8 protein-coding genes are annotated in these 9,185 nt (G+C 34.9%); all 8 read right to left on the bottom strand.

Going from position 1 to position 9,185, the window contains the following annotated elements; translation table 11 throughout:
* Nucleotides 1-915 precede the first annotated feature (915 nt).
* Nucleotides 916-2,211: a chloride channel protein gene (locus tag CKF54_RS05415; protein ID WP_119525346.1), complete on the bottom strand. Its 1,296-nt coding sequence runs from the start codon at nucleotides 2,209-2,211 to the stop codon at nucleotides 916-918.
* Between the two features lie 332 nt (nucleotides 2,212-2,543).
* Nucleotides 2,544-3,752: a restriction endonuclease subunit S gene (locus CKF54_RS05420; RefSeq protein WP_119525347.1), complete on the bottom strand. Its 1,209-nt coding sequence runs from the start codon at nucleotides 3,750-3,752 to the stop codon at nucleotides 2,544-2,546.
* 205 nt (nucleotides 3,753-3,957) lie between these two features.
* A complete protein-coding gene (locus CKF54_RS05425) occupies nucleotides 3,958-4,614 on the bottom strand; it encodes a hypothetical protein (RefSeq protein ID WP_119525348.1) in 657 nt (218 codons plus the stop codon).
* A gap of 12 nt (nucleotides 4,615-4,626) precedes the next feature.
* A complete protein-coding gene (locus CKF54_RS05430) occupies nucleotides 4,627-5,328 on the bottom strand; it encodes a hypothetical protein (protein ID WP_119525349.1) in 702 nt (233 codons plus the stop codon).
* Nucleotides 5,329-5,380: 52 nt separating this feature from the next.
* The gene (locus tag CKF54_RS05435) at nucleotides 5,381-6,061 is read right to left on the bottom strand and encodes a hypothetical protein (protein ID WP_119525350.1); all 681 of its coding nucleotides are present in this window, start codon (nucleotides 6,059-6,061) and stop codon (nucleotides 5,381-5,383) included.
* Nucleotides 6,062-6,164: 103 nt separating this feature from the next.
* Nucleotides 6,165-6,731 carry a TerD family protein gene (locus tag CKF54_RS05440; RefSeq protein ID WP_119525351.1) on the bottom strand — a complete coding sequence of 189 codons (567 nt, stop codon included), beginning with the start codon at nucleotides 6,729-6,731 and terminating at the stop codon, nucleotides 6,165-6,167.
* 58 nt (nucleotides 6,732-6,789) lie between these two features.
* Nucleotides 6,790-7,644, bottom strand: a complete 855-nt coding sequence (locus tag CKF54_RS05445; RefSeq protein ID WP_119525352.1) for a stress protein — start codon at nucleotides 7,642-7,644, stop codon at nucleotides 6,790-6,792.
* 219 nt (nucleotides 7,645-7,863) lie between these two features.
* The gene (locus CKF54_RS05450; RefSeq protein WP_119525353.1) at nucleotides 7,864-8,874 is read right to left on the bottom strand and encodes a TerC/Alx family metal homeostasis membrane protein; all 1,011 of its coding nucleotides are present in this window, start codon (nucleotides 8,872-8,874) and stop codon (nucleotides 7,864-7,866) included.
* Nucleotides 8,875-9,185: the final 311 nt, after the last annotated feature.

Raw genomic sequence — 9,185 nt, forward strand, 5'->3', positions numbered from 1 at the left:
TTCGGGAATCCCTATTTAAAATTGTCTGTTTGTCTTGTTGTTTAATTGCTGGTTGATCATTGTTTGATCACTACTTAATTGTTGTTTTGTTCGATTGTGTGTGATCGCTGTTTAATTGTTGTTTGCTTGTTGTTTATTGTCTACATCGAATGTATGTATTTGTCTATTACGTGCACTTATAGGCAAATAGGTTATTGGTGAAATAAAAACTTCTTTCCTCTCTACAAAATTTCTCGGTTAATTTTTTCTTGAGAGTTTTTACTAAATTTATATTAATATTTTTTCTAAATCCAAGGGCAAGCAATTAATTACCTAACCGCCTTTGAGGGAGATAATTCGAAACATTCCGCTAACTAAGAGGATAAAAAAATTAATTTTTTGCAAAAATCTTTTACCAAAAATAGAAATTTACTCAAGGTACTTGGCAATATTCTTATTTAGATAAGCAAGATTACCAAGAATAAACCGAGACTACAACAAGACTACAACAAGACTACAACAAGACTACAACAAGACTACAACAAGACTACAACAAGACTACAAAGATTATGAAGATATAAAAAAGATCCGACCTATTTTAGTCAGATCCTTTTTATTAATTACATTGGTAAATTGTAAAAATTAGTAACTTAGTAACTTAGTAACTTAGTAACTTAGTAACTTAGTAACTTAGTAACTTAGTAGCTCTGCTACTTACGCATTCGCATTACTTACTTTTACAATATGTTGCAATATGTATAGTTCTTACCCAGCTTTAGCTGGTTAGCATTACTATCATACCTTTAGCTAAGTAGCTGTAGTTTACTAGTTAAGCATGTAGTTAACTAATGAAGTAATTAGGTCGTTAACTAGTCAGGTAACTAGGTAGCTAGTTAGCTAGGGTAACCTCTGCTATATCGATATGTCGATAGATAGCTAAGCTTTTGCTGGAGCTTTTGCTTCTTTAGCAGTAGCTGTGTCTTTAGTATCTTTAGCGTCTTTATCTTTTTTGGTAAAACTAAAGAAGTTACCTACAGCCATTGCCACACTAATCCCTGCAATAATTGGTACATAACCGTCAAAACCTTGACCAGTAAAACCAATGGTTAAAGCAAAGGCTGTTAATGGAGCATTCATTGATACCGCTAAGAAAGCACCTGAACAAACTACAGCAGCCATAGTTACATCCATTGAGTGGAAACCAAATGAATGAATTAAACCACCTGCTACTAAACCAAATAGTGCCCCTAGAGCAAAACCAGGAGTTAAGGTACCACCAAAAGCACCTGCTCTTAAGTTAACAATTACCATTAACCACTTGAAGACAAAGAGTAATGCTCCTAAACCAACTGGAATTAACCAATAAGCTGATTGTACTGCTGAACGTCCATTACCAAGAATTTGTGGTAACCAAATTGCAACAATCCCAGTTAAAACAAAAACAAACGGTAAAGTAATCATTACTTCTTTACCAGAAGTACGATTAGCCTCTGCCCATTTCACTTGTTTACCAAAAAGTTTAGCAGGAATTCCTACGAGTAAACCAAGAAGTACTGACCACCATACGTGGCTAGTAGACATTTCAATTTGTGGTACTAAGTAAAATACTTCAGGAGAGATCACAATACGTGCTACAAAAGTAGCAATTACTGAAGTTGAAATTGCAATAACTGCATAAGGAACGTTAATTACCCCAATTAAAATCTCAAGGGCAAAGATCGCACCAGCAAATGGTACGTGGTAAACCCCAGCTAACCCCGCAGCCGCACCACATGCAACTAGTACCGAGAAGATTTTTGGATCATCAATACGACAAAAGCGAGTGATGTAAGAGGCAAAGGTTGCACCTACTTCACGTGGTGCTACTTCACGACCAATTGGTGCTCCGACACCAACTGCAAGGATTTGCAGTAAAGAGTGTGCAATGTTATCCATAAATGATGGTTTTTTACCCTCCATCATTCCTTTGATACCAACTACTGGTTTACCTTTAACTTGTAACCAAGCCCAAAGTGCACCAATTATAACCCCTCCAATTGCTAGGGAAAATAGTCGACGTTGCCATGTAGTATCATCAGTAACAATACGGTAGGTTGTCTCTGAATGCCCAAAAGCTAGGATTTCAACTTTGTGAATAAGCCAACTAAGAAAAGCAGCTCCTAACCCCGCAAAAATACCAATTAAAACTACGGCTAATGCTAAGCGAAGTTTAGCTAATAACTCTTGTTTCATCTTGTTTGCCTTGTAAATTCTCTAATGTTTATCTATGAGAAAGTAATAAAAACTCGCGGTTAATTATATAACAAAAGACAAAACTCTGAAAAGATATATTTGCTCAACGGCAAATCTGGTAGCAACAGCTACTACTGTTCTGTTCTTACACCAACAACAGCCACTACAGCTTCTTCAGCAACACTAGCTACTATAACCCCTCCTGCACTCTAACTACTCCAGCGTACAGTCTCCAGCATACAAACAACAATGAGCTAGAGAAAGCTTAAAGCTTCCTCTAGCTCAAACGCAAATTTGTCTATTGCAATTGTGAATAGTTAAAGAAGCTCTAACTAGCAGAACATTTGTTGTAATAAAGCTTTCTTCTGAAGCTCAAGGAGTTCTATACGTCTGTCATAAGCATCAAGTAACGCTTGGAAATCTCTAAAGAACTTCCCTAGTTTTAACTGCTCTTCATAAGAAGGGAAGGTAATTTCCATTTTCTCTAAGGTTCCTTTATTCAATTTCTGGCGTGTAGTTCCTACGCAGATAGGTTCGTAATAGAATGCTCTAAAGTGGGTAGCTAAGAACATGTTCTCAATCTCTCCCTCTTTCGCTCGTAATACGTGAGCATGGTTATTTACCCAAATCTTACCTTGCGTAAGATTTACAGGATAGTCTGTCATATCCGAAGCTCCATCTTCTGCTAGAAGAATATTCTCACCATCATGGGTATAACCTTCAACGTAATCAATGATTCCTGTTGCCCCATAGTAAGGTGTTGGACCTGCTACACGATAAGCTGCTTTGATTGGTACTCGTTTAGTATTGTAAAAGGTTACAATGTCTTTTACTAGTTTCATTTGCCATCTTTGCGATTCTTTGTTCTCGCCTTGATAGAACTCTGGGAAACCTAACAAAGGAATACCATCTTGCAGAGTGTACATCTGTGCAATTAACTTCTTGCGAATGTGGTAAAGGTTTTTCTTAGCCTCTTTACTATGGTAAATTAATTTGTCAAGTTCAGCAAAGAGTTTACTGATTTTCAGTTGTTCTTCAAGCTCCTCAGGAAAAGAGAACATCACCTTAGCCATACGATGAGCCATTAACTTAGGTTGAACCCCTACAGTTACATACAGATTTGTCGTCTTACCAATAGCTTCAGCCATACAGTTATTACAATAACCTTTATCAGAGAGTAATACACCACATGTAGACATAGCAAAGAATTTACCCGGAATAAATTTCGTTACTCCAGCATATCCTGTATTAGTCCAAACTACAGCCTTTTCGAATAGATATTGATTATGGTATCCAACGATTCCGTAATTTTTAGTTTGAGATGAGTAAGTTGGGTAACAATATTCACTGTCTGGTTTAGACTTAGTCTGTGCAACAAGAATATGTTTACCAGCGGTAACTTTATCAAACACATCTTCCACACGCGCAGTACGCCACGGTATAGTAAACTCAGAGAATCTTAAAGGTGGTCTTAATTCAGTTCTTTGCCTAAGTTCTTCTTTTTCTTTCAGGGTTAAACCTGTGTAATCTGGGAGAGTCATATATTTCTAAGTGCTCCAACTAGCTAGTTTTAATAAAAATCTTAATTTCTAACGATAAATAAAGCAAGTAAACATTGCTCTCTATATTATATAACGATAATTTATTAGCTCGAAACATTTTAACTAAGTGTAAAACTTCATAGGTGCCATAGAGAGCGTACAAAAGTTTAGCTTAGCCAGTTAAACTAGCTAAGCTAATTAAGCGTTATCTTACCCTGAAAAATACATCTATACCGTAAAACTCTTTCCAGATTGAACGTACTATTTGCATATACTCAGCATTTATATTTAAGATATGATTAAAATTAAGATCAAATGATAAACAGTTAAAATCACTACCATTGAATTTAAGTAAAAAGAATCTTCCAGCCTCAAAGTTATGATTTAGTAAGGCTAATAACTCTTGACTATAATTTTCCTGTAACCCATCAGAATAAATAGCTTTTAAATCGTATAACAATATTGAAGTAGAAATGCTACACTCATTAAAGTTATGCAATGCAGCAGCGCAGTAATAAAACTTTATAATATCTCTTTGTGTTGAATTCCTCAAGTCACTATCTAACTGAAGTAAGTAAAAATAGGATTTTCCTAACTGAGTAATCGTAAGTAAGGACTTAGAGGAAATAGCGTAACGGTTTTTAATAGGTTGTGCAGGTATATGTAAACTAAAAGTTTTACCTATTAATTCTATAAGTGAATCATCATCGATAACTCCATTTGTTTTAGATGCAAGGATGCTAAGCTCTTTATTAAAATATTGAGCCATTCTTACCCACAAACTTGTTTGGTCTTTACCTATACGTAGGTTAATATACTGAAGAGCTACTTCTTTAATTATATTAGTGTTATTGACTACCATAAACCTCTCCTATTAATCACATATAAATGCACGATAGAATACATTTGAAACGTATCCTTTAAATTTATCGTCAATATTTTCTTCAATGTATAGTTTATTCAGATAAGTTATGTCTAACATAAAATTAACTTTATCCCCACAACACAAAATCACACCATCTCCTACAGTCATAGCATTCTCTTTCTCCATTATCTCCAAATGAAGATTAATTCTAGCATCATCACTTTGAAGAAATTTCGTGTACATAACAGGGTTATCCATTAAACTATTTCTAATGGTAGCAGTTTCTGCAATTAAAGCACAGGTTAATATCTGGTCCTTACTATTACCAAACACTACACTAATAAAATAGTAAAGATAATATAACTCTCTAAACTCATCATTACTTAAGTCAACTCCGGAGGTTACTATTGTTTTACAGCTTTTTGCTATATCAACTAAAGTTTCAATCTTCTCTATCGGGTAATGATATTTTCCTTCTCTAAACTCACTTGGAAAATTGTAATTAACAAATTTACCAACGAAGTAAACAAATTCTAAATGACTTATAGTATCCGGTCTTAGCATAAATATAGGATTACTATTAATCCTTTGTATATTAAAAAGCCATTTAAAGTCATACAAAATTCTTTCCCAAGGGCTATCTTTTTGACGAAAATAAGACTGCACTTGAGTTTTAAGATTATTAATAATAACTTCAACTAGTATATCCATAGATACCTCAATATAATCATTAACAAATTTAAAATCTTAATCTCTTAATTTTTTAACTTTCTGAAATTAAAGAAATGAATTTACGCCATCTTTGAGATAATCCATTAGTTCCTTTAACATATGTATAATTCAAAAGATGATCTACACGGTATTCAAAATTATATAGATCTTTGTTATACCAATGAGGTGTCTTTATGCCAAAAGCAGGATTACCTCCAAAAAATAATTGTGCTTTCTCATCTAGATCATCTATATCAAGATCTGCTTTAGAAATTTTAGCCATGTACACAAAATCTTTTTCTATTTCTACAAAAGCAGTTGCAAATTCATCCTCATCAAAATTAAACATTAACCCTATAGTTTCATAAAAGAAACGCATTTTTTCTAAGTGGGCATATTCATCAGTAAGCTCTCCCAGAAGGTGAGCATATCTAGCTAAAGTCATAATTGAGTTTATCTCTTCATAATTGACATAATATCTTCCTCCTTTTACTACCGACTTGAAAGTACTTGAGTATAGAGAAATTATCATCTTTTCAAGATAGATTAAGTCTTTATCATTCTCTGGAAAATTAGGTTTCTCTGACAGTCTTTCCTTAAGGCTAATACCAAATGCATCTATCACCACATCAGCAAAAGCTAAAAAACAAGACATTTCTACAAAATAATGTTTCCCATCTAAATTAACGACATCATTAAGAATAAATAAGTCTTTACTTAATCCATGTGCCATACTTAACTCCTTAAACTTAAAAGAGAAAATGTTAAAAAAAGAGATGAGGAAACAAGCCCCCATCTCTTACACGTACTTTTGCTTGTCTTGGAACAAATTAAATTTAAATGTTTACCCCAAAACCTTTCGCTAATTCTCTTAAACCACCGTTAAAACCTTGACCTACAGCACGGAATTTCCAGTCACCAGAATGTCTGTATAGCTCACCAAAGATTAACGCTGTTTCATTTGCAAAATCTTCACCTAAATCGTAACGAGCTACTTCAACGCCTGTTTCATCATTTACTAAACGAATAAACGCATTTGATACTTGACCAAAAGTTTGTTTTTCTGAGTAAATAGTTACAGTAAATACTACGCGTTGAATTTCAGCTGGAACTGCGTTTAAGTCAACAATTAATGCCTCATCATCACCGTCACCAGCACCTGTACGGTTATCACCTTGGTGTACTACTGAACCGTCAACTGATTTTAATTGGTTGTAGAAAATAAAGTCAGCATCACTACGTACTTTATTGTCTGCTTTGATTAAGAATGCAGAAGCATCTAAGTCAAAAGCTTCACCATCAGTAGCACGCACGTCCCAACCTAAACCAACTAATACTCTTCTTAAAGAAGGTGCTTCTTTAGATAAATTAACGTTACCGCCTTTAGTCAGACTTATTGCCATAATTTTTTCCTTATTAGAAGTTACAGAACAAAAATTACCTTAGATCTAAGCTCAAAAACTATTTTGAACCAGCTCTAAATCTAAAGCCCCAGCGATATAGATCATTAACATCAACTATATCGTTGAAAGCCTGCATTTTACGCTCAACGCGAATGCCACCATTTTCAAAGAAAATCTGCGCAAGCACTACATATCTTCCTTGAATATTTTCATTACCAAGATATACTTCGATATCTGATTGACCAGCTGCTTTTATTGTTACTACTGCATCAGTTTGCGCCCAGATAACATCTGCTTCATAGATGTAGCAGTAAACAACAATGTTGTCGATATAGTCAGCATATTGTGGATTCACTAAAATAGTTTCACCACTGCCACCTACACGATCATCTCCTGTGTGCCATAAAAATGGCGCTTTAGTAAAACAACCTTGACGAGTTTGTACGTTACGAGGACCACCATTACCATTCGCAAACTGTAAGGCATCAATTAACATTTTTGAGCCATCGTTTAAACGAATGAATGCACCTAAATCTAAGTCAAGCTTAGTTTCTTTACTACCAAACAGTGAGCTAAAGAAGCCTTTTTTCTCAATCGTAATTGGCGACCAATTAAGATTGATCACTAGCTCTGGAGCTGTTTTGTTTAAGTTAATCGTAGTTGAGTTTGCTGACTTATCTAGACGGATCTTGTTCAAATTGATTGTTGATTGTCCGTTGTTTGTTGGTGTACTCGTACTGCTTGAAGAACTTGATGAACTACCTGCAACATTAGGAGAACTACTAGGGTTTGCCGTACGTTCATGTAAAGGCTTAGATGAAACATTTGAAGGAACTATCTTAGAGTAATCAAACTCTTCATTTGCCATTTGTAAAGCAAAGCTAGCTCCCTTGATATAACGCTGTAAGCTCAAAGCTACCTCCTTTGGGTTAATATTTGCAAGGTACAAGTTAATGGATTTTGTTTAGCATTTAAGGAACGGGAGTATTTCCTAATTACCAAATACTCCCTTAAGAGATAATCTAAGATAATCTAAGATAATCTAAGATAATCAGAGATAATCAGAGATAATCAGAGATAATCAGAGATAATCAGAGATAACACTAATCTTATCCCCACTATTCCTATACGCTTACTTCTCTTTTTTCTCAGGGAAAATTAAAGAAGCAATTACACCTAGAGCAAGCACACCAAGAACAATGAACAAGCTCCAGTTTGCAGGAATATGTAATTCACTACCTGTTACCGCACCATAAGACTGTACGCCCATTTTGATACCAATGTAGAAAAGTAGTGCTACTACAGCTTTTTCTAGGTGCACTAAGTACTTAGTTAAAGCTGAAAGAACAAAGTACAGACTTCTTAAACCTAAGATCGCAAAGATCATAGCCGCATACACTAGTAAAGGCTCTTGAGTAACCGCAATCACAGCTGGTACTGAGTCAAAAGCAAATGCCACGTCTGAAGTTTCAATTGCAATTAAGCATAGGAAAGCCGGAGTTACGTACTTAGCACCTTTACGTGTAACAGCTGCTAGTTTAGAAGTTACATCTGTTTCTTCTGCTGGTAATTCGCTATCTTTAACGAAAAATCTTTCACCGTGTAGTTTTTTGTAAATCGGATAGAATCTACCTGCTAGTCTTACTGACCAGTGGTTAGTGTAATCTTCAATCTCTTCTTCCTCTTTACTAGCGGTCATCATTTTCCAACCTGACCACACTACAAAAGCAGCAAAGACAAAACCTACCCAAGGACTTGCTGCAAATAAGCTTGCACCAATTACCACAAAGATCGCACGGAAAACTAAAGCTCCAAGAATTCCCCAATATAAAATGCGATGTTGCAGATGTGATTTAATCCCAAAAGAGGCAAAGATCGCTACAAACACCATTAGGTTGTCAATTGATAAACTCTTTTCTAAAACATAGCCAGATAAGTACATATCTGCCCAGTGCTTATCAAATCTAACCCAAATATAAGCATAAAAAGCTAATGCTAAGGCAATCCAAAATACAGACCAAAGAGCAGCATCTTTTACCGTAATTTCTTTAGTTTTACTATGCGCAACTAAGTCAATGTAAATTGAAAATATCATTACCCCAAAGAATATAATTACCGTTTCTAAAGGAAATCCAAAACTCATTTAAATTTTTCACCTAAACATAAAAAGTTTAAAAACAAAACCACAAATTTATTAAGCTAGCAGACCTCATCCTTGTTAAGTCAGCAGACATCCCAGTCTTGTTAAACTAGCAGACTTCACGCTTGTTAAGTTAAGCAAGAGGTTTTACCCAAACATAGCTAACCCCACAAAGTAAATGGTTGTAGCTAACCCCACACATTAGCTAGTTGTGACTAACCCCATATAGTAGTTAGCTATAACTAATCCTACACATAGGGATTCCCGAACAACGAAGAAGCTAATGATTAAATATCATTAAATTTCTTACCTTT

Origin of the sequence: Psittacicella hinzii, assembly GCF_003585885.1 — a bacterium.
Taxonomy (GTDB): Bacteria; Pseudomonadota; Gammaproteobacteria; order Enterobacterales; family Psittacicellaceae; genus Psittacicella.

Bases quoted from the DNA above. Each gene is read 5' to 3' on its own strand.
- CKF54_RS05420 (WP_119525347.1), bottom strand. From the start codon at position 3,752: ATGACTCTCCCAGATTACACAGGTTTAACCCTGAAAGAAAAAGAAGAA.
- CKF54_RS05425 (WP_119525348.1), bottom strand. From the start codon at position 4,614: ATGGTAGTCAATAACACTAATATAATTAAAGAAGTAGCTCTTCAGTAT.
- CKF54_RS05415 (WP_119525346.1), bottom strand. From the start codon at position 2,211: ATGAAACAAGAGTTATTAGCTAAACTTCGCTTAGCATTAGCCGTAGTT.
- CKF54_RS05450 (WP_119525353.1), bottom strand. From the start codon at position 8,874: ATGAGTTTTGGATTTCCTTTAGAAACGGTAATTATATTCTTTGGGGTA.
- CKF54_RS05435 (WP_119525350.1), bottom strand. From the start codon at position 6,061: ATGGCACATGGATTAAGTAAAGACTTATTTATTCTTAATGATGTCGTT.
- CKF54_RS05440 (WP_119525351.1), bottom strand. From the start codon at position 6,731: ATGGCAATAAGTCTGACTAAAGGCGGTAACGTTAATTTATCTAAAGAA.
- CKF54_RS05430 (WP_119525349.1), bottom strand. From the start codon at position 5,328: ATGGATATACTAGTTGAAGTTATTATTAATAATCTTAAAACTCAAGTG.